The sequence below is a fragment of the Rhodopseudomonas sp. BR0C11 genome (assembly GCF_010820945.1).
GTDB lineage: Bacteria > Pseudomonadota > Alphaproteobacteria > Rhizobiales > Xanthobacteraceae > Rhodopseudomonas > Rhodopseudomonas palustris_H.
In genome coordinates this window covers 1-19,366 of sequence record NZ_QTKI01000044.1, presented here as the reverse complement: position 1 = coordinate 19,366, position 19,366 = coordinate 1, and the positions used below count along the sequence as shown (strand labels likewise).

Annotated in this window: 18 protein-coding genes and 1 pseudogene; 10 read left to right on the top strand and 9 right to left on the bottom strand. The window is 58.0% G+C overall.

The genetic code is table 11. The annotated features are described in order from the left end of the window. On the top strand, positions 1-143 hold a 143-nt coding region (locus DYI24_RS06125), incomplete at its 5' end, for a WCX domain-containing protein (protein WP_164571641.1). Positions 144-233: 90 nt separating this feature from the next. Here DYI24_RS06125 and DYI24_RS06120 read toward each other — a convergent pair. Further along, a complete protein-coding gene (locus tag DYI24_RS06120) occupies positions 234-1,133 on the bottom strand; it encodes a LysR family transcriptional regulator (RefSeq protein ID WP_164571644.1) in 900 nt (299 codons plus the stop codon). 109 nt (positions 1,134-1,242) lie between these two features. On the opposite strand from DYI24_RS06120, the gene DYI24_RS06115 reads away from it, so the two are divergent. The 3 genes from DYI24_RS06115 (at position 1,243) to DYI24_RS06105 (ending at position 3,242) form a co-directional block, all read left to right on the top strand. Continuing rightward, positions 1,243-1,875: a DsbA family protein gene (locus DYI24_RS06115; protein ID WP_164571640.1), complete on the top strand. Its 633-nt coding sequence runs from the start codon at positions 1,243-1,245 to the stop codon at positions 1,873-1,875. Between the two features lie 76 nt (positions 1,876-1,951). Then, the gene (locus tag DYI24_RS06110) at positions 1,952-2,851 is read left to right on the top strand and encodes an MBL fold metallo-hydrolase (protein WP_205523390.1); all 900 of its coding nucleotides are present in this window, start codon (positions 1,952-1,954) and stop codon (positions 2,849-2,851) included. A 1-nt stretch (position 2,852) separates the two neighbouring features. Continuing rightward, the gene (locus DYI24_RS06105) at positions 2,853-3,242 is read left to right on the top strand and encodes a nuclear transport factor 2 family protein (RefSeq protein WP_164571638.1); all 390 of its coding nucleotides are present in this window, start codon (positions 2,853-2,855) and stop codon (positions 3,240-3,242) included. A gap of 9 nt (positions 3,243-3,251) precedes the next feature. On the opposite strand, the gene DYI24_RS06100 is transcribed toward DYI24_RS06105, so the two are convergent. Next, a complete protein-coding gene (locus DYI24_RS06100) occupies positions 3,252-3,527 on the bottom strand; it encodes a hypothetical protein (RefSeq protein ID WP_164571637.1) in 276 nt (91 codons plus the stop codon). Positions 3,528-3,661: 134 nt separating this feature from the next. Between DYI24_RS06100 and gltS the strand changes: the two genes are divergently transcribed. Further along, positions 3,662-4,858 carry a sodium/glutamate symporter gene (gltS, locus tag DYI24_RS06095; RefSeq protein WP_164571636.1) on the top strand — a complete coding sequence of 399 codons (1,197 nt, stop codon included), beginning with the start codon at positions 3,662-3,664 and terminating at the stop codon, positions 4,856-4,858. 162 nt (positions 4,859-5,020) lie between these two features. After that, positions 5,021-5,308 carry a hypothetical protein gene (locus tag DYI24_RS06090; protein WP_246701172.1) on the top strand — a complete coding sequence of 96 codons (288 nt, stop codon included), beginning with the start codon at positions 5,021-5,023 and terminating at the stop codon, positions 5,306-5,308. A gap of 303 nt (positions 5,309-5,611) precedes the next feature. On the opposite strand, the gene DYI24_RS06085 is transcribed toward DYI24_RS06090, so the two are convergent. Together DYI24_RS06085 and DYI24_RS06080 are read right to left on the bottom strand one after the other, a co-directional pair. Beyond that, positions 5,612-7,159: a DNA polymerase gene (locus DYI24_RS06085; RefSeq protein ID WP_164571635.1), complete on the bottom strand. Its 1,548-nt coding sequence runs from the start codon at positions 7,157-7,159 to the stop codon at positions 5,612-5,614. Further along, positions 7,152-8,894, bottom strand: coding sequence for an RNA-directed DNA polymerase (locus DYI24_RS06080; protein WP_205523388.1), 1,743 nt, complete (start codon positions 8,892-8,894; stop codon positions 7,152-7,154). The genes DYI24_RS06085 and DYI24_RS06080 overlap by 8 nt, the downstream gene beginning before the upstream one ends. A 44-nt stretch (positions 8,895-8,938) precedes the next feature. Between DYI24_RS06080 and DYI24_RS06075 the strand changes: the two genes are divergently transcribed. After that, positions 8,939-9,376: a hypothetical protein gene (locus DYI24_RS06075; protein WP_164571634.1), complete on the top strand. Its 438-nt coding sequence runs from the start codon at positions 8,939-8,941 to the stop codon at positions 9,374-9,376. Here DYI24_RS06075 and DYI24_RS06070 read toward each other — a convergent pair. Both DYI24_RS06070 and DYI24_RS06065 read right to left on the bottom strand, forming a co-directional pair. Continuing rightward, complete coding sequence (locus tag DYI24_RS06070) at positions 9,373-10,371, bottom strand: IS1595 family transposase (RefSeq protein ID WP_164571633.1); 999 nt, start codon at positions 10,369-10,371, stop codon at positions 9,373-9,375. The genes DYI24_RS06075 and DYI24_RS06070 overlap by 4 nt on opposite strands. Positions 10,372-10,688: 317 nt before the next feature. Beyond that, complete coding sequence (locus DYI24_RS06065) at positions 10,689-12,632, bottom strand: AAA family ATPase (protein WP_164571632.1); 1,944 nt, start codon at positions 12,630-12,632, stop codon at positions 10,689-10,691. A 440-nt stretch (positions 12,633-13,072) separates the two neighbouring features. Here DYI24_RS06065 and DYI24_RS06060 point away from each other — a divergent pair, with 440 nt between their 5' ends. Beyond that, entirely contained in the window at positions 13,073-13,420 is a 348-nt protein-coding gene (locus DYI24_RS06060; RefSeq protein ID WP_164571631.1) for a hypothetical protein, read from the top strand. 7 nt (positions 13,421-13,427) lie between these two features. On the opposite strand, the gene DYI24_RS06055 is transcribed toward DYI24_RS06060, so the two are convergent. Next, entirely contained in the window at positions 13,428-13,727 is a 300-nt protein-coding gene (locus tag DYI24_RS06055) for a hypothetical protein (RefSeq protein ID WP_164571630.1), read from the bottom strand. Between the two features lie 137 nt (positions 13,728-13,864). Here DYI24_RS06055 and DYI24_RS06050 point away from each other — a divergent pair, with 137 nt between their 5' ends. Together DYI24_RS06050 and DYI24_RS06045 are read left to right on the top strand one after the other, a co-directional pair. Continuing rightward, entirely contained in the window at positions 13,865-14,560 is a 696-nt protein-coding gene (locus DYI24_RS06050; protein ID WP_164571629.1) for a hypothetical protein, read from the top strand. Between the two features lie 54 nt (positions 14,561-14,614). Next, a complete protein-coding gene (locus DYI24_RS06045) occupies positions 14,615-16,495 on the top strand; it encodes a competence protein CoiA family protein (RefSeq protein WP_164571628.1) in 1,881 nt (626 codons plus the stop codon). Between the two features lie 811 nt (positions 16,496-17,306). On the opposite strand, the gene guaA is transcribed toward DYI24_RS06045, so the two are convergent. After that, complete coding sequence (gene guaA / locus DYI24_RS06040) at positions 17,307-18,929, bottom strand: glutamine-hydrolyzing GMP synthase (protein WP_164571627.1); 1,623 nt, start codon at positions 18,927-18,929, stop codon at positions 17,307-17,309. 299 nt (positions 18,930-19,228) lie between these two features. Further along, positions 19,229-19,366: pseudogene (locus DYI24_RS28255) on the bottom strand (MFS transporter); the annotation flags it as partial.

Here is a 19,366-nt window from a genome sequence, read left to right as displayed (position 1 = left end):
GCAAAACATCCTGGCACGCGGCGTCCGAACTGCTGCGGCTCGGACCGGAGGCCGAAGTGCTGGAGCCCGCCGAGCTCCGCGCAACGATCGCCGAGATGACGCGGGCGATGGCGAAGCGATACGACACCTCAATCTCGTCGTAGGCAGCAGTGAGTCCGGAAAAGACTACCCCCCCGAAGTCATCCATCCGGCGCGACATGAGCGTCTGATCAATACGCTCTCACGTAGCGGACTCATGCGCCGTCGGCTCTGACCATGGCGGACAGCAGATCGACGAACGCCGTGACCTTGGGTGGACGAAACCGGGCGGCGGGATAGACCACATGGATCCCGCCCGATGGCAGCGACCAGTCCGGCAACAACTGGACGAGCGCGCCACTCTCCAGGGGCTCGCCGACCAAAAAATCCGGCAGCACCGAAAGCCCGCCACCGGCGATTGTCGCCGCCAGTACGGCCGGCGTGGTGTTGATGGTCATCGCCGGTCGCATGCGGATGGTGCGGCGATCGACGTCAGCGCACGAGAACTGCAAGACCAGCGGCTCACGCAACGCGCCGTTGGCGATGAACGGTTGTGGGGCGAGATCCTCAGGCACCTTGGCGGTGATCGTGCGCGCGAAGTCCGGCGCGGCGACAAGTAACTGCCGGAACGTGCCGATCCTGCGCGCCTGCTGGCTGGAATCGTCGAGCCACCCGACCCGGATCGAAACGTCGATGTGATGGGTGATCAGGTCGATCCTGGCATCCGACAACACGAGGTCGACCGTACAGGCCGGATAGGTCCGGCAGAATGTCGCCACCAAGGGCGCAATCATCGACGTGCCGAAGTCATTCGGTGCCGCCACCCGCAATGTCCCGATCGGGGTCGCGGTGACTTCGGCGACCGCTCCGAACGCATCCTCCGCGTCGCGCAGAATGATGACAGCCCGCGCATGCAGCAGCCGGCCCGCTTCGGTGGGCTCGACCCGCCGGGTCGTCCGCAGCAAGAGGCTGGTCCGCAGGTCGGCCTCCAGCCGGGCCACTTGTTGGCTGACGACGGTCTTGGTGATCCCGAGCCGTTCGGCGGCGCGTGTGAACGATCCCGCGTCAACCACCGCGACGAAATAAGCGAGCCGGTTGAGATTGATCGCCTCCAGGTCCGCCTCCGTCATTGTCAGCAAAAAACATACAGTATGGATATTTCATCGCAATTATCAACCAAATCCCGATGACCTATTTTGGCGCCAGACAACACAGGAAATGGATATGCGGATCACCTATCTCTTCGATCCTCTGTGCGGCTGGTGCTATGGCGCCGGCCCCGCGCTGGAGAAGCTGTCCCGGCTCGATGATGTAACGCTCGACCTGGCGCCGACGGGCTTGTTTGCGGGCGAAGGGTCGCGGCCGATCGACCAGCGGTTTGCGGACTATGCCTGGCAGAATGATCAGCGCATCGCCCAGCTGACTGGGCAGATCTTTTCAGACCTCTATCGCGAGCGTGTGCTCGGTGCGGTGGGCAGCAGGTTCGACTCCCGGCCGGCCACCCTCGGGCTCGTCGCTGTCGGCCTCAGCGAGCCGGCGCGCGAACTCGACGCCCTGAAAAGCCTGCAGAACGCCCGCTATCGCGACGGCCGCGACAATTCCGACCTCGGCGTCGTCGCCGAAACGCTGACGGCGGCCGGCTTCGTCGAGGCCGCCCGGCGGGTTCAGGCGCCTGACGAGCCGCTTCTCGCCGCCTATCAGAGCACGATCTCAGCCGCGCGGGCCGACATGGCGCGCTTCGGCGTCCAGGGCGTGCCCGGCATTCTGCTCGGCTCCGGCGACCGCCGCCGCAAGATCGATAGCAGCCTTCTGTATGGGGATTTCGATCTGCTCGTCGCGGAACTTCAGCTGGCCTGATCGAGCCCCCCTTCCCCGACAGCTTCCGCCCTCACCACGTGCCGCGTCTCGGCGGCCGCAACAACAAGAGACAGCCATGTATTCAAGGAGAGACCTCATGAAAACGACCGTCGCTGCAGGCGCCGCTATAGCCTTCGCGCCGGCGGGCGTCGGACATGCAGCGGGATCGGCTCTGACTTGGAAACACTTTCCGGCAGGCCCGAACGGCTTCTTCCGTGCCCCGGTGCTGCTCACCGGCCGGACCGAAGCGCTCTTGATCGACGGCGGCTTCACCTATGCGGACGGCCGCGCACTGGTCGAGGCGATCAAGGCGACCGGCAAGCCGCTGACCACCATCTATGTCAGTCAGTCTGACCCGGACTATTACTTCAGCCTGAAGCCGGTGCGCGAGGCTTTCCCGGCCGCCAAGGTGATCGCAGCCTCCGACACGATCGCCGCCATCAAGGGCAATGTTGAAAAGAAGCTCGCCGTCTGGAGCCCGCAATTGAAGGAGAACGGCCCGCAGGCATTGACCGACATCGTGCTGCCTCAAGCTTTCGATGGCCGGGCGCTGGCGGTCGATGGCGAGACGGTCGAGATCGTCAACGCCATCGGCCTCGCCAACCGGCGCTATCTCCACGTTCCCACGCTGGGCGCGGTGTTCGGCGGCGTACTGGTTTTCTCCGGCGTCCATGTCTGGACCGCCGACACGTCGACCAAGGAGGCGCGGGCCGCATGGGTCGCAAACCTCGACAAGATCGCCGCATTGAAACCGTCGATCGTCGTGCCTGGCCACCTCGATCCGAAGGCAGCGACCGACCTGAGTGCCGTCGCGCACACCAAGGCCTATCTCCTCGCCTTCGACGAGGAATTGAGCAAGGCGGCCGACGCCGCCGCGCTGAAGGCCGCGATGGAGACGCGCTTCCCCGGCCTCGGTATGGGCGTCGCGCTGGATATCGGCTCCAAGGTGGCCAAGGGCGAAATGAAGTGGGGTTGAAATGACAAGTCATCGCGACCTCATCCGGAGGACCTATGAAGGGTCCTCCGAAGAGAACGGCCGCAATCTATTGGCCGTCCTTCATCCCGACGTGGAGTGGACCGAAGCGGAAGGTTTTCCGTATGCCGGTACGTATGTCGGAGTCGATGCATTGATGGCGGGCGTATTCGCCCGCCTGGCCAGCGAGTGGATCGGCTATCGCGCCGAGGTCCACACCTACCTCGCCGATGGCGACCGCGTCGCCGCCTTCGGCGTGTACTCCGGCACGTACAAAGCCACCGGCAAAACGATGCGCGCCGCCTTCGCGCATCTTTATGAGATCCAGGACGGCAAAATCCGGCGCATGACTCAATATGTCGATACCGTCATGGTGGGAAAGGCGCTGTCCTGAGTGCAGCGTCTATAGTGATTGACGAATACGTCGGGCAGTCCGAGCTCGCGGCTGCGCAACGCGCTGCCGTGGCGTGATCTCGCCGCGTTTTGGCGCCGCGCCATCGGAAACGCGATCGCCGATCATGCGGCGGTGGCCACTCGCGATCGCCGGATGTTTTTCGATCGCGGCCTGGTGATGCGGCAACGATCGCATCGTGCCAACAAATTGACAGCCGGTGAGGCTGGCGGCATAAAACGGGCCAGTCACAAGGTGACGATCTGCCGGAAGGTCATATGCGCGCATGGCGCTGTCCCGCGCCGCACCTTCCGATGACTACCAACCGCGCGCATTGAGCGAGCAGCGCTTTTTAAGATCCTGTCCGCCGTGATGGCAAAACCGCTGTCACGGCCTGGTCATCCATTGGAATCCGGACACCTATGGAAATCGATGCCTTCTATACGTTCACGATCGCCGTCATCCTGCTTTTGACCGGCAAGATCGCGACACTGAACGCGCCGCTGCTGCGCAAATACTCCATTCCCGAGCCGGTCATCGGTGGTTTCCTCTGCACAGCGGTGGTCGCCCTGAGCTACACGCTTTTCGATCGACCGGTCACCTTCGATCTCGCGATGCGCGACTTTCTGCTTCTGTTGTTTTTCGCGGGCATCGGACTGAAGGCCGAGATCAAGATGCTTCTGGCCGGCGGCCGGCCGCTGGTCATCCTGCTGTCGCTCGCTATCGTCCTCATGCTGATCCAGAACTTCGCCGGCATGGGCATGGCTTCACTGTTCGGACTCGAAGCCAAGGCAGGCCTGATGGTGGGCTCGATCTCGCTGACCGGTGGCATCGGCACGACGCTCGCCTGGGCACCGACATTCACCGAGCGGCTCGGCATCAGCAACGCCATGGAATTGGGTGTTGCGGCCAACACGGTCGGGCTGATCGCGGCCTGCATGATCGGCGGCCCCGTGGCCGCCTTCCTGATGAAGCGTCACAGTGTCGCCGCCACCGACGACCCTGAACTCTCCATCGGCGTTTCCAATGACGGCCGTCAGCCGAGGCTCGACTACTTCTGCATCCTTTGGGCCGTGCTGGCCTTGAACCTCGCCATCATCCTCGGGCTCGGCATTCATGATGCGCTGACACGCACAGGCCTGAACCTGCCCGCCTTCGTGAGCTGCCTGATGGCCGGAATCCTGATCCGCAACCTCATGCCCATCGCCGTGAGCTCGCGCGTCCAGAAACTTTGGCCCGGCGTGGACGACGGGCTGGCGCTCGTCTCCGATCTCGCCCTCGGCCTGTTCCTGACCATGGCGTTGATGGGACTTCAGCTCTGGCAGCTCAATGGCGTCTTCACCTTCGTCGCCTCGGCCCTTGTCGTGCAGATCGTCCTGGCGGCCATCTTCACCATATCGATCGTGTTCCGCTTCATGGGGAAGGACTACGAGGCTGTGGTGATCTCGGCGGGCTTCGGCGGAATAGCGCTGGGCTCGACAGCCACCGCCATTGCCAACATGACAGCGGTCACCCAGCAATACGGCGCCGCCCACCGCGCCTTCATCGTCGTTCCTCTGGTGTGCGGCTTCTTCATCGACATCGTCAACGCCCTGATTATATCGGCCTTTGTCGCTTGAGAGAGCGGGCATCACGGTTCAGTCGCCGGGGGCGGACGATCAGATTACGATCTATTCGGTCACCCTTCCCGGCCAGGCCCGACTGGGCGATTTAGTCTTCGCTGATGGTCGAGGTTTATGGAATTGAGTTGGCTGCGCGCCGAGCCATCTTTAGGAGCGAAGATGTGGCAGCTGACGGCAGTGACAACAGGCATGTTTCTCGCCTCGGTTTTGACGACCGTGAATGCGCCGTACAGCAAGAAGCTGGACGCGCAGGCGCTTGTCTGCTGCCTGACCCATCCGGCGACGGCAAAGGCGGCTGCGGGACAGATGTCGGCGTTCTTCGGTGAGGTCGCTCCGGCACTGCAGAGAGAATTCGCCCGCGCGTTTCACATCAGCGACGAAGATCTGGTGATCGCCGCGAAGATGTTCGCCGAATTTTCGGGTGAATCCTACCCGCTCGCCGCGTGAGTGCCGACGGATCAAATTGGGCGCGCGTGTTTCACATCGCCTGCTCCTTGGGGCGATACGCCAATACACTCACATTGTGATGTTCTCGCCTTGGCCCCGCCCTGATAGCACTGCCCCTCCAAGGAGTATCACGTCGAACGGCGGTTCGTGATGATTTCCATCTACTCCTGCAGCTGAAATCAAGCCCGCTCGCCGAGTTGCGGACAAAAGGACATCGCTTGGTCAAGAACACCAGCAGCATCGCCGGAGACGACACAACCACCGTGCGCTGCAGTGGCGAAATACTGACAGATGCCACCAGCGCTAGCTAATAAAAGAGCCGATCGATGCTTTTCCTGCCACCTTCCCCGCAAGCGTTGTTGTCATCGCCCTCTCGAATGCATACACGACCTTACTTGGCGCATCCGCATCCTTATGCTCGAACAGCAGCGCGTCGTGCATCGGCAGAATTATGCTGACGTCGTCAAGCTTTCCAACTTCCAGCAGCGCTTTCTTGAAGATAAGAGAGGCCGTTCCCTGAACGACCTGACTTATTGCAGATCGCTGTTCTTTTGGACTTAATTGACCACTACCATTTCGTACGTAGCGATTGCCGAGCAAGGTTGCGACACTTCCTTTGGATTGAAATTCCGTCCAAATCGACCTCTTCCAAGCCTCATACTGCCTGAACACTCCGAATGCGCTCTTTGCGCGAGTCCTATCTACACCGAGCGCCACCGCCGCATCGACCAACGCCTTCTTACTCATTCCATAAGCGTATGAGAGAAAAAGTTGCTTCGCAGCCTTTCTATTTTGGAATAACCCAAGATGCGCCGACGCAAACAACTCATACATATCTCCCGCCGCATACAGGCCCATCAACTCGGAATCTTCAGATAGGGCCGCCATAACCCCAACCTCATATTGATCATAATCAACATAGCTAAGCTCGTATCCGTCGCGAGCCATAATAATCTCGCGATACTTCTTTGGAATACTCTGAAGAGCTGGACTACGTAACTGAATTCGCGACGTCCGGGACCCGAACACATCCACCACGGGCCGCATTACTGCAGTCGACAGGGTCAACGAACCAAGCACCCGACGAGCGTTGTCGGCAGCTTGCAGCGCCCTAGTCTCCCCACCAAAGTCGTGCTCGTGCGGCACGTACTCAAGTAGATAGTCAATCGAGACATCATCCAAATCGAATCCCTCTGCGCGGAGCTTTTTCTCCAACGCAAACTTCGTGGGTGTTTCAAGCGGCATATCGTGCTTCGCGGAATAAGCCTTGAGCAACACGAAATATTCATACTCAACTTCTGCGCGCATCTCTGACAATCGAGATCTATTAATCAGGATGCCCGACGCCATTGCGCCCTGAAGAAGCCGATAAACAGGAACCTCAACTTTGAAGAAACGATCTTCCTCTCCTGCCGCCTTGGCACACTCAACCAGGTCGAGATACATTAGCGCAAGCGCCTGAGCCGCCTTAGCCGCAACACCTGACTCGAACGTCGCCCCCTTATTGAGCATCCGCTTGTAGTAAGCGCACACTTCTTGGTCCGCACCATACCGATCGAGAACAGCGGTTATGTCGGATTTCTCGCGCGCTAGACGGTCTTGAGGATCTCCGCTGATCGACATCCTGAACTCGTCGAGATCAACGATCACATTTGGCAACGTTCCAGTCTTGTCGAACAGCACATCACGCATCGACCAGAAATCATGGCAAACAACGACGCCTGGAAATTCAACAACCTTCTGCGCTTCAGTTTCAACCAATCTGCCATCTTCGAACTGGTAGAAGCAATGCTCGCCGCGCCCCGTTGAATCCTTGACGAAGAGAAAGAGCCGCCAGGCGAGATCAGTCATACTCACTAACCTCGTCGACCAAATTCAGAAGATCAGGACTCTCTCTTTTTGCAAATGGAAGCCCCTCATCATTTGCAAAGCGCATGGCTCTGCGTGCTGTCCCCTTGAGAATGATCGGGACATAGCCATGCAGAGACCTAAGATCGCTCTCCTCAAGCACTGAAGAAGCAATCAATAGGTAGCGAGCATTCTGATACGGCAATTCATTGAATCTATTGATATATTCACGAATAGTCGCCCTCTCGTCGACACACCGCAGCCAGATAAAAATCGCCGCGGCCTCGCCCGACTTCACGTCCTCACGGAGCTTCCGCTTCGCCAACCCGAGCAGCTTATCCGACTTATGCCTCCTCGATCCAAGTAACATCCATATATTGTAATTCTGCCAATCATGAATGGCCCTCTCCTCCTCCAATAGAAATCCTTCTAGCGCCGGAAGGCATTTCCCCTTTCGATCGAGTATCGATATCAACCTGCAATACTGATCTGTGGATACAGCATGATCAGAAAGCGAACCGGAAATCACATCAAGCAACGAATCCGCCAACGCGTCACCAACGTCGAAGAGACCAGATTCCACAATCTGAGCTACTCGATTCACAGCAAATCGGAACTGTCGGCTCTGAGTGTCCCCCGATTTAATACAACCAACCAGAACCTCGAAAATGTAATCAACTGATCGCACTACGATTCTGCGGCTCCGAGATTGCCACATTTGACTAATAGCAACGGTTGCACTGTCCTGAGATGGAAAATAAGCATTCAGTTTCTGCAACGATACATCGGGCGGAAGAATCTCTGTCTTGCTTGCATTGATATTCAAACCAACCTTTCGCAACTCTCTAATGATATCCTGAAGCGCCCGGCGAGCCTGCGCTTCCGTGTCAGCTAACACACGAATATCATCAACATACCTGTAGTAATCATAGCCCTTCTCAGCCAATCCGTGATCTACGGAAGAAAGCAAAATATTGGAAAGGAAAGAGGACGCATCTCGATTCTGTGGCAAACCATGATCGCCACTAAACGTCCACCGCTTGAGCAAGCGATCAAGAGTACTAATTGCGTTGCGTATGTTGAGCTTCTCCGGACCACTTGCACTGATCGACGGTATCGCACCTTCCAGGGCCCTAACAATTTGATCCCGCGATATATTTTCGAAGAAATTACTAAGATCAGTTACCAATAAATATTGTTTTGATCGTGCAAACGTCAGAGTCACCCCCTCAAAAGTGAACCAACGATCGATCCTTTTTTTGAACAGATACTTACTGCTTTTCTGCTCCGATTCATAACGGTAGCTAAGCACTCGATGATCGAGCAACACGTCATAATAAGGAATAAGGAACGTGCAGATCGCCTGATAAACAAACCGATCGAAGAAATCCGTCTCCAATCCGTAGCGCTCCCCGTACCCTTTCTTTGGAATGTTCCTTACAACACTGCGAGTTCCGGAGTACACGCCGTTCCACTCCCGGAGCTGCGACAGAATAATACACTTAGCCTCCTTCGGGTTCATAAATAAGTCATTGTATTGCAAGCAATCAAAATACCAATCGTCCCTCATGTCCTGCCGTAAGTGCTTGAGCACCAGATCGAACTGGATAGGAAAGCCAAGAGCCTGCCCCGTCTCCCAAAAGACGGGACTTAGTGAGTACTCCGAACCATCCTCTTTTCTGTATCCCGACACAGATAATTCTCCGGCATTAGGTAGCAGACGCCACCAGACCAACATCCCGTCCGACTTTATGATAGCCCCATCTATATTTGGGGTTTTCGATGGATGTGGTTGGTGAACTGCGCCGCAAGCAGGATGATTTGAAGGCTGATCGAAAGGCGCTTGTCGATCAGATTGCGGAGATCGACAGGCAGATTGCGGCCGTCGATACGGTTATTCAGATTTACGAGCCGGGACATTCGCCTCGGAAGGCTGCTTCTAAACGTACAGGTAAACGTGGACAGTTCCTCGGGGGATTGTTCGCCGAGGACAATCTCTCCGCCCGAATCCTCAACACGCTTCGTTTGGCGCAAACTCCGATTTCAACCCACGAATGCGCGGTCCGCGTTGCTCAGCAAAAGGACATCGCTGAGGACGACCCTCGCATGTCTGAGATCGCCGGTCGGGTGTCGATCCAATTGTCCGGCCTCGCGAAACGAAGCCGCGTCGAGCAGATCAAGGGAGATGGACGGGCCTCTCTATGGCGGGTTGCCGCCTAAGCCGTCCACACAAGATCGTCCGGCTTGTTTCCCTGCCAGTATCCGCAGAGATTACGGGACGTCGGATGCGCCAAGGCGCGCTTCAGCATCTCGAGAACGTGCCCTCCATTGCCAACACGCCGGCGATCTTCACGCCAGGCCAGTTCGGCTGCGTACCAGTCAAGGTACTTCATCGAAAACCGGTGATGGATCCCGCGATACGAGCGCCGGACACGAGAGAAGAAGCTCTCGATGATGTTGGTCGATACACCGAAGCCGTGCTGGTAGGCCTCCGAATGGTTGACCCGTGTCAGCGGATTGAGGCCGCAGAGTTCGTCATATGCGAGATGTTCGTCGGCATAGACGTGTGCTTTGCGGCTGACGTGCGACCGGACCATATCCCATGCGCAGTCGGCGTTCTCACTCGGCGTCACTCGGGTCAACGTCTGTCCAGTCAGGCGACGTTCCCGGACAGCCATGACGACAAGGCGCTTCGGCGACTGAATCTTGCGTCGGTCCTCCCGATCTTCCTTACGATTCTCGGGTCGGATGTGACCGGCGAGATACATGCCGTCGATCTCCACCTGGCCATCGAGCTGCATGTCCTCACGCCGAGCAGCCAACGCCTCTCTCAGCTTCATCAGGTTATGCCATGCGGTCTTCGTCTGGACCCCAAGCTCTCGCGCGACCTGCAGCGCAGCCTTGCCTTTTGCGGCATTGGCCGACATGGCGATGACCGCCAGAATTTGTCTGAACTTCAGCTTCCGGCTGGCGAAGATGGTGCCGCTGGTGACCGTAAACTCCTTGCGGCATTCCTTGGCCGAGCATTTGAAGCGACCGCCACGGGCAAGCTCGTAGCACCGCAGATTGCCACAGGCCGGGCAATACGGCTCACCATTCGTCTCAGGCCAGCGGGCTCGCTTGAACCAACGATACGCCCCAGGCTCGGTCATTCGCATGACCTTTTGGAGCGGCAGATCGCGAGCGTCTTTCGAGAGGAGGAAGTGCTGTCCCATCAGCACCTCCCCCGAGAGGAAGCGAGATGGTCAGCGTATGGACCAGCCCCCGACCATGGTCGTCAGAGCCGCACCGATAAAATGGAGATTGGAAAACATGGGATACCTCGTTCTGAATGCACATCGCAGTGATCTGCGTGGCGAACGACGGTGTCCGATCAGACGGTCCCGGACATAGCCGGGAGACGTGCAATGCGGATTGTCCGCTCGCCACGCAGGGCTATGTGAGAACGATAGGTCATGGCGGCCTCTTATCCGGGACACCTGATCAGATCCAGGCCGAACGGCAGTCAACGTGAGCGAGATGCTGACGTAGCTCAATCAATTTTAGCCTTAGTTTCGTTAACCAGCTGGAGACGAGGCTGACGCAAGAGGATTTCTCGGACCTCATCTCCGGAAAGCGGTCGCTCCATCAAGCCTTCGGCAAGACGTTCAACTGCTTCAAGCTGAGATCCAAGAATGCGCCGTGCGACATCGAGCTGTTTGGCGAGAATAGCCTCGACGCGCATCCGTAACTCGCGATTGGATTGAAGGCTGGCCAGCAGGTCGGCCTCTTCTCGAGACGAAAGATAGGTCAGGTGTTGTCCCAGCCCCACGCTTGCCTCCATCAAGGTCGCTTTGACTGTGGCGAGATGGAGATCGGTGCCAGGACTGCCTCCGGCTCCATCCGAGCGACATCCGAAGAAGAACTCTTCGGCGGCAATGCCTGCCAGCAAGACGGCGATGTCTGCAAGATACGTTTCGTGCGTGCAATCGTAGGAGGTGATCGGTCGCGCTCGTACGCCGCCAGCAATTCCGGACCTGCCGACTTCAACATGCGCAGCGATAGCGGCGACCAGGACCATATCGAAGCCGAATTCGGTGATGACCGCAGCGTGTCCAGCTTCGTGGATGGCTGCTCGCCATCGGGAGTCATCTGGAATCTCGATCAGCTCAGGAAGCGACGCCAAGACGTCGTCGACAACCATCGGGCGTCGCTCTCGTCTGGCCCGTCGGCGTGCCTCGCGAACGAAGCGCTCAAGGTCGGCTCCACTGGCACCACTGGTTCTCTCGACGATCGCAGATAAAGCGACATCGGCGAGCGCGCCTCGCAGATGCCATCTCAGGATGCCGTCACGGCTGGATTCGTCGGGCAACGGAATCTCGATGGTTCGATCAAGACGACCTGATCGCACCAATGCCCTGTCGATGCGGGACGGGTGGTTGCAGGCACCGATTACGACGACACCTTCACGTGAATCAGCTCCATCGATGCATTCCAACAAGGCGTTGACCACTTCTGTGGAGTATTGGGCGTTTTGGTCCCCAAATCGCTCTCGATCACCGACTGCATCAATCTCGTCCAGAAACAGGATACTCGGCGCTTTGCTTTTGGCTTCGTCAAATGCTGCACGCATGGCCTTCAGGAGGTCGCCGAGATGCCCTTTGGCCTGCCACCGTGCAATACTGCCCAAGATCAGCGGAACCCCACAGGTTTTTGCCAGAGCCTTGGCATAGGTCGTCTTGCCCGTGCCCGGGACACCATGCAGCAAAACGCCACGATCGACGTCGCTCCACGGTAACATCCCATCTGCCCACGCTTTCAAGTCGACAGCCAGTTCATGGCCCCAACTGCCTGCCTCGCCGAGGCCATGCATCTCGCTGAGGGATGGCACCGTCGAGTCATCGGCCCCCGTGCTCAATTTCAGTTGCGCCGCCTTCAGCCGCTCCAAGCGCTCGAGCGTTTGCCGGACGGATCGTCCCCGGCGAATGGCCTGACCGATCATAGAGGCCGGAGCCTGCATCATCTGGTCGAGCGCCAAGGGCTCTGGCACCCGTCCGAGCGTGAGCCGACAAGACGCTTCCACATGACTGCGTGTTGGCCCTTCCATGAAGACGACGGTGTCGGCCGCGGCAATGATGGACTCTGGAGTGGTCTGGACGCTTTCTGCGATCACCAGAAGGCGTGACCTTCGTAGAGCCGAATTCAGGTCGGATTCCGCGAGGATCGGTCGTGATCCGGTCCTGCGAATTTTGGTGAGGTTCAAAACCTCGTAGCTGCTCTCTCGAACGAATAGGTCTGCGGCGTCGCCGACGTCGGCCGACGTCAATCCCTCCGCGATCATGACCGCGACAATCGCCGGCAATCCTCGACGGACGTGATGTTCGTTTCGAAGTGCGCGAGCGAGACAACAATACGCAAGGAACAGGGACGCGTTGGCTTTGAAGGTCTTCAGAAGGCTGGATTGATGGTGTGAAAAGCGAGCAGATGGCTTGGGCATAGCGAATACCGATGCGTTGGAAACACACCGCACGGCGGTGCAGGCATCGGATGGAACGGCTTGTGGCGGGTGCACGACTGTGAGGACGCCGCAGCGTCCAAGATCAACTCGAATTCGAATTATCAGTCGCGAAAGGAGCTTCCACCGCACGCTGAATCGTCATCGTCCCACCCGCGTTCGGGCGATTCGTGAGCGATCAACGTATGAAGCAGTGGAATTTCATGACGAGAACGTATAGAGAACGTCGATACTCCCGTCAACCGCTTTTGGCGGTAGCTTATTGGCACCCTTGCGGGCTTTCCAACCGGTGAAATCCATCGACGCAGCAATGACTCACGGACACCAAGAACTCATTGTCCCCAATGACAAGAATTAACGTGCGCCTCATCAATTCTCGATAGGTCCTCGATCGGCGAATCGAAAGGCTAGGAATTCAGTTGATGTGTGACGACGAGAACGAAGGCGAAGGGGGCACCGGTGATCAGGGCAAACAAGCTATGACATTGAGGCCAACCGATAGCCGACGGCGGCGGACAGCCATGTTGCGTCCTGACCAGCCGCCTGAAGACGGAGAAGTCGTTTCAGATGAAATCGATGGAGAATACGAACCTTCTCTCAGCACATTTGATTCAACTGAGGAATTACCAAACGGATACATGCTGAGCTACTCTGGGGGGAGATGGATTTTGCGCGATGAGAGCGGAAGGTTCATCGGAGAATACGACACTCGCGAAGAGGCTGAAGAGGAAGCCCACAGGCGCAAACCTTGGCCCCGCTTCGGAATGTGAAGATAGCCTAGGCGGCCTGTTCGCCATTGAGCCACATCTGTCGAAGCACCATAAGCTCCTGGAAACGCCCCTTCTGTTTCTCAGTTCCGATCGACATAGCTCGGTGTGCGTAGGATTCGATCATATTGGCTAGGCCCACCGAGCCGTGTTTGTGGTCGAACTGAAGCCAGTAATCGATCGTCCGAAGGTTGAGGTCGACTTGTTTTTCGTCGCACCAGTCCTTCTTGCGCGTTATGTGTTCCTGCCCATCGATGATTTCAACATCGTATGGAAACAGATCATCCCACGGTTTTATTGGCTCAATCATGTTACCCCCAATTCTGCTCCGAAAAATGGTTGCAGGATTTGGAGACCGGCGCAATCTTGTGACGCAGGCGGGTCGATGTCTGAAAAGACTGACCGAGATTTCTGGAGCATTCCCAGAAACGATACGAGGCATTCAGGATGGAAGAGATTTACATCCCACAGGACCAGCGAGCCGCTCTCGCAGCAATCGACGCTAGCGACTTGAATGGCGTTATCGACCAGGCAATTTTGGAAGAGCGATCAGGAAGTCTACATAGCATCCGTCTCGCAAGCTGTGGTCCCTACGTTGCAACTCGGCTTGAACACTTCGACCGTGCATTGGCCAAACACCGCGAGGCCAAAGCACCGAAGAAGCGAATGGAAACGGAGAACACCCTGCGACGCGCAGGCTATGATTTGATCTCCGCTGTCGAGGCGATGAAGCAACGAATGGAAAAGGAGCAGAAAGAGGAGCAGCTATTCCACGTCGATGGGCAGATTCCGCCTTATCATTTCAGCCAACGATTGACCGCCAGGGTTAACTATCGTTGGCGCAAGACCGTCGATGATGAGTGGAATCACGGCCACATCGTGTTCATTCACGACGTCGACCTGACGCCAGACTATAGACAGCCGCAACCGAAACGAAAGCCAAGTGTCGCCAAGCAACAGGAAGACGCGCAGCAGAAATTGTCTGACACATGGACGCACCTCATGATGATTTCGCTGTATTCGGTCAGGGACTATTTCAGGGAGGGGCGCGACGGAGGCGACATACCTGAAACCTACAAAGCGACGGTCGATCCTCACTCTCGCCTGTTGAACAATCACAGCGCGCAATTCTGGCTCCGGTGACAATAATGCTCATGCGCGAAAGCAGGAAACGCGCCCAGGTTTGGCGATACAATCGTGACCCAGCACGCACCTCCTAGATACTCGTCCAAGGAAGCCAAACTCGTCTATGGCGTCGACGCCCTTGGCGTGATGCGGCATATCTCCGAGGTTCAACGAGGGGATGCGTGTGGATGTGATTGTCCAGCCTGCAATGCACCTCTGACCGCAAGAAAAGGCCACGATAACGTCCATCACTTCGGACATCAGGCTTCCACTTCCTGTTCGACCGCTCCGGAAACAGCGCTGCATAGGCTCGGAAAGGAGATCGTCGCGACGAAGTTGCACCTCGTCCTTCCCGAGGTCAGGGCAGAATTCAACGGCGAGGCCACTGTTATTCATGAGGCCGGTCAACGTTCATTTGACAAAGCAATCCAGGAAGCTCGGCACCTTCAGAACTTGGTGCCGGACCTCTATGTCGAACGTGCCGGACGCCGTCTGCTGGTTGAAATTTACGTTACGCACGCATGCGACGAGTTGAAGCGCGCAGAGCTGAAGAACCGAGGTATTGCCACGGTCGAGATCGACTTGTCACGCCTTCCCAGAAACGCATCGCGCTCCGAGGTTGAAGCAGCCGTCCTTGAAACAGCCAGGCGCTATTGGGTTTTCCATCCCAAGATTGATGCCGAAGTGGCGGCAATGCGTACGCGGCATCAATCCAAGCTGGACGCGCAACGCCTCAAATTCGAGAAGGAAGTTGCGGACTGTCTGCATCGATACGATCTCGGCCTGAAGAAATTGGCAAACCGAAAGGTCGAACCCTTCAATGAAGGTGGAGAGTTCTTCCGAATTGGGTTGGGCGATCATATCGGATGTTCGGTAGGTGGCGCGGGAGCATTCCTCGTAACCGAGCGGGAATGGCAGTTTAAGATCCTCCGCACGTTCTTGCCCGAAGACACACAAGCCTTATCCTATCGGCCGAAGGCCTTTGTCGACTGGCTCAAGAAGCAGAAGTGGATCAGGTCAGGATTCCAATACGTCCGCCCTGAACTCGAAGATGCTGCGCGTGAGCAAAATGACAAGTTCCGGAGTCCATATCGTGCTGTCGAATGCTACCTCGACGAGCTTGTTGAGAGAGGGGTTCTCAAGAAGCATCAATCGTATTCACTTTCCACCACTTTGATCGACGATCTCCTTGATCTCCGTGCTCTCGATCAACGCAAGGCGTCCCGTAGAAAGAACCTGTCCGAACGCATAGAGAAGATACTGGCTTCTCTCCCAGACCATGAGCGCGACGATCTTACCGTCGAATCATGGATGCTACTGCCACAGGCGGAAGGAAGATCATTTGAAGCCGTGATCGAAGCTGACGATCAGTCTTTCGATGACATGATCGCTCTCCTGCGAAAGATCGAGGCGATGATGTTCCGGAAAGGCTCACCGGTCCTTCAGGCACTTGGTTTGCCGATAGAGCATGAACAAGAACGCCAGAAGGACGCACGTAGGCTGGAAGCCGAGGCTAAGGAATTGGAGAAGGCTGAGGCGTTAAGGAACGCTGCGGAAGGCCGCGGGAAAGCTCTCAAATCCAAGGCATCAGAACATGGAGATGAGTGGGTCCATTTAATCGAAACGCCGCACTCCGCATTCGATGGAAAGACGCCATTGGTGGCCGCGATTGAAGGGGAATCCGGCCTGAACCAGGCTCTGATATTCCTGCAAGACGCACTGAATAAACGTGCCCGTGAGCAGTCAGAGGCTGAAGAGATACATCGATGGCTAACGACCTTGGAATATGAAACGTTCAAAATATTGGGTGACAGGGCACGATCCTTCCTGAAGTCGCCTTATCAATGGGAGTCTCGCCCGGGAAAATGTCGACCCTGGGACTACTGCGTATCGGAAGCGACTTACGATGAATGCATCAAGCTCGCCAAGGGCGTGCAGAAGAAGCTGCGATAGACAATCGAAATGGAATCTTCTGTGATCCACTGAGCAGGGGCCACGCCGAGATGCAGGCCTGACCCGCAGCGCCATAGATATAGATTGCTGTGGTGATCCCGGCCGGTCTTCAGGATGTCGCTGCGCTGATGATTTGCCGTCGGGCAGAGATGCCGTCTATCCCACGAGTGCTTCAAACTTTCAAAGACAAAATATGCAATCAAATCAAACTCTTAGGCGTCATTCTGTGGCGTTTGCTGCCTAATGCCGTAATTCTCTCTATTCCGGCAATAGATCTTAACTTCAAGCCAATCCCACTGCAGCAAGAAGACTGAATCAGATCGCTCAGTGACCATGTGACCAGTCCCTTAGCCGCACTTCGAAACTAGAACGTCTTAGTACCAACAACGGCCACTTGCTTCGATTGGACACAAATCACTACATCCAGGCCCGTGCAATGTCGTCATTTTCCGAGACCGAGGCACCCAAGGATTTTGCAAACATGTCTCTGGCAATTACTATTATACTTGAGCACAAGTTCGCTTCTCTCGCACCGACGGACGCGTTGCGAAATTGATGCTCGGATGCAGGGAAATATTGTCGGTCGATCCATATCGGGGTGTTTGCCGCATTATGGGTCCACCATTGTATAGACGGCTCCACGCCACTTCGTCTTCCATCGAAGCAACGATTGTAAGCCTGACCACAGACACAAACGCCCTTCGAACATAGAACCGTGTCGGCGTGTGGGAGGAAGTGATTGCAGACCGAAGCAAGAATTAGCGACGTGCAGGTCGTCAGCTAACCAGGATACTAGGTCAGTTTATCCCCCTCACTCCCACTCAATCGTGCCCGGCGGCTTGCTCGTGATGTCGTACACCACCCGGTTGACGCCCTTGACCTCGTTGATGATCCGCGTCGCGGTGGCGCCGAGGAAGGACATTTCGAACGGATAGAAGTCGGCGGTCATGCCGTCGGTGGACGTCACGGCGCGCAGACCGACGACGTACTCATAGGTGCGGCCATCGCCCATCACGCCGACGGTGCGGACCGGGAGCAGCACGGCGAACGCCTGCCAGATGTCGTCGTAGAGCCCCGCCTTGCGGATCTGGTCGATATACACCGCGTCCGCGTTGCGCAGGATTTCGAGCTTCTCTTCGGTGATCTCGCCGGGGCAGCGGATCGCGAGGCCGGGGCCTGGGAACGGATGGCGGCCGACGAACACGTCGGGCAGCCCGAGCTCGCGGCCGAGCGCGCGGACTTCGTCCTTGAACAGTTCGCGCAACGGCTCGACCAGCTTCATGTTCATGCGTGCCGGCAAGCCGCCGACGTTGTGGTGCGACTTGATCGTCACCGACGGGCCGCCGGTGAACGACACGCTCTCGATCACGTCCGGGTACAACGTGCCCTGCGCCAGGAAGTCGGCGCCGCCGACGCGTCTGGCCTCGGCTTCGAACACGTCGATGAACAGCTTGCCGATGGTCTTGCGCTTCTGCTCCGGATCGGTGACGCCCTTCAGCGCGCCGAGGAAGGTCTCCGACGCATCCACGTGCACCAGCGGGATGTTGTAGTGGTGGCGGAACAGGTCGACGACGGTCTTGCCTTCGTCCTTGCGCAAGAGGCCATGGTCGACGAACACGCAAGTCAGCTGATCGCCGATCGCCTCATGGATCAGCACCGCAGCCACCGCGGAATCGACGCCGCCGGACAGGCCGCAGATCACCTTGCCGCTGCCGACCTGGGTGCGGATCTTCTCGATCGCTTCCTCGCGGAAGGCGCGCATCGTCCAGTCGCCGGTGAGGCCTGCGACCTTGCGGACGAAGTTGCGCAGCAGCTTGGCGCCGTCGGGCGTATGCACCACTTCGGGGTGGAACTGCATCGCGTAGAATTTGCGGGTGTCGTCGGCGATCACGGAGATCGGCGAGCCCGGCGCCTGCGCCACCGCGCGGAAACCTGCCGGCAGCTTGGTGACGCGGTCGCCATGGCTCATCCAGACGTCGTATTTGCCGCCCTTCTGCCAGACGCCGTCGAACAGCGCGCAGTCATCGGTGATCTCGATCTGGGCGCGGCCGAATTCGCGGTGGTGGCCGCCTTCGACGGTGCCGCCGAGCTGCTTGGCCAGGGTCTGTTCGCCATAGCAGATGCCGAGCACCGGCACGCCGGCTTCGAGGATCGACATCGGTGCGCTGGGGGCGTTGTCGTCCAGCACCGAGGCCGGACCGCCGGATAGGATCACGGCTTTCGGTTTCATCTCGGCGAAGGCGGCCTCCGCCTTCTGGAACGGCACGATCTCGGAATACACGCCCTCCTCGCGGACGCGGCGGGCGATCAGCTGGGTGACCTGCGAACCGAAGTCGACGATCAGGATCTTCTCGTGGATCGCAGCGACGTGCGGCGAGGTGTCGGCGTCAGAGGGGACGACGGACGGAGCGGAGGATGTGCTGGGGGCTGTCATGGGCAGCAGATACGCGACCGCAGCCCGGCTCGCAACGGGGAAAAACGGCGATGGGGATAGCGAACGGGCGCATGCGGTCCCTCACCTGGTGTCCGCGCCATCGTCACCTCTCCCCGCGTGCGGGGAGAGGTCGGAAGTCACGCGCCAGCGGGACTTCCGGGTGAGGGGAGCCTCCGCGCGGCCGAGATTCAGTGCTCGCGGCGCCCTCACCCCAGCCCTCTCCCGCGCGCGGGAGAGGGAGCGCGCCGTGCTTGGGGCGGTCCTGTACCTAAAAACGAAAGCGCTACGCCCTGCCCGGTTCAGGCTTTGCGCTTCAGCACGCTGACGAAAAACCCGTCGGTGCCGGTGCGGCGTGGGGTCATCAGCAGGCCTTCGGGCGAGGTCCAGGCGGCGGCCAGGACACGCACGGACTTGTCCCACCGCGCAGCCGACACCTC

Excerpts from the sequence above, each read along its gene's own strand:
- DYI24_RS06115 (WP_164571640.1), top strand. The coding sequence starts at position 1,243 with ATGCGGATCACCTATCTCTTCGATCCTCTGTGCGGCTGGTGCTATGGC.
- DYI24_RS06110 (WP_205523390.1), top strand. The coding sequence starts at position 1,952 with ATGTATTCAAGGAGAGACCTCATGAAAACGACCGTCGCTGCAGGCGCC.
- DYI24_RS06105 (WP_164571638.1), top strand. The coding sequence starts at position 2,853 with ATGACAAGTCATCGCGACCTCATCCGGAGGACCTATGAAGGGTCCTCC.
- DYI24_RS06100 (WP_164571637.1), bottom strand. The coding sequence starts at position 3,527 with ATGCGCGCATATGACCTTCCGGCAGATCGTCACCTTGTGACTGGCCCG.
- gltS (WP_164571636.1), top strand. The coding sequence starts at position 3,662 with ATGGAAATCGATGCCTTCTATACGTTCACGATCGCCGTCATCCTGCTT.
- DYI24_RS06090 (WP_246701172.1), top strand. The coding sequence starts at position 5,021 with ATGTGGCAGCTGACGGCAGTGACAACAGGCATGTTTCTCGCCTCGGTT.
- DYI24_RS06085 (WP_164571635.1), bottom strand. The coding sequence starts at position 7,159 with ATGACTGATCTCGCCTGGCGGCTCTTTCTCTTCGTCAAGGATTCAACG.
- DYI24_RS06080 (WP_205523388.1), bottom strand. The coding sequence starts at position 8,894 with ATGTTGGTCTGGTGGCGTCTGCTACCTAATGCCGGAGAATTATCTGTG.
- DYI24_RS06075 (WP_164571634.1), top strand. The coding sequence starts at position 8,939 with ATGGATGTGGTTGGTGAACTGCGCCGCAAGCAGGATGATTTGAAGGCT.
- DYI24_RS06070 (WP_164571633.1), bottom strand. The coding sequence starts at position 10,371 with ATGGGACAGCACTTCCTCCTCTCGAAAGACGCTCGCGATCTGCCGCTC.
- DYI24_RS06065 (WP_164571632.1), bottom strand. The coding sequence starts at position 12,632 with ATGCCCAAGCCATCTGCTCGCTTTTCACACCATCAATCCAGCCTTCTG.
- DYI24_RS06060 (WP_164571631.1), top strand. The coding sequence starts at position 13,073 with ATGTGTGACGACGAGAACGAAGGCGAAGGGGGCACCGGTGATCAGGGC.
- DYI24_RS06055 (WP_164571630.1), bottom strand. The coding sequence starts at position 13,727 with ATGATTGAGCCAATAAAACCGTGGGATGATCTGTTTCCATACGATGTT.
- DYI24_RS06050 (WP_164571629.1), top strand. The coding sequence starts at position 13,865 with ATGGAAGAGATTTACATCCCACAGGACCAGCGAGCCGCTCTCGCAGCA.
- guaA (WP_164571627.1), bottom strand. The coding sequence starts at position 18,929 with ATGACAGCCCCCAGCACATCCTCCGCTCCGTCCGTCGTCCCCTCTGAC.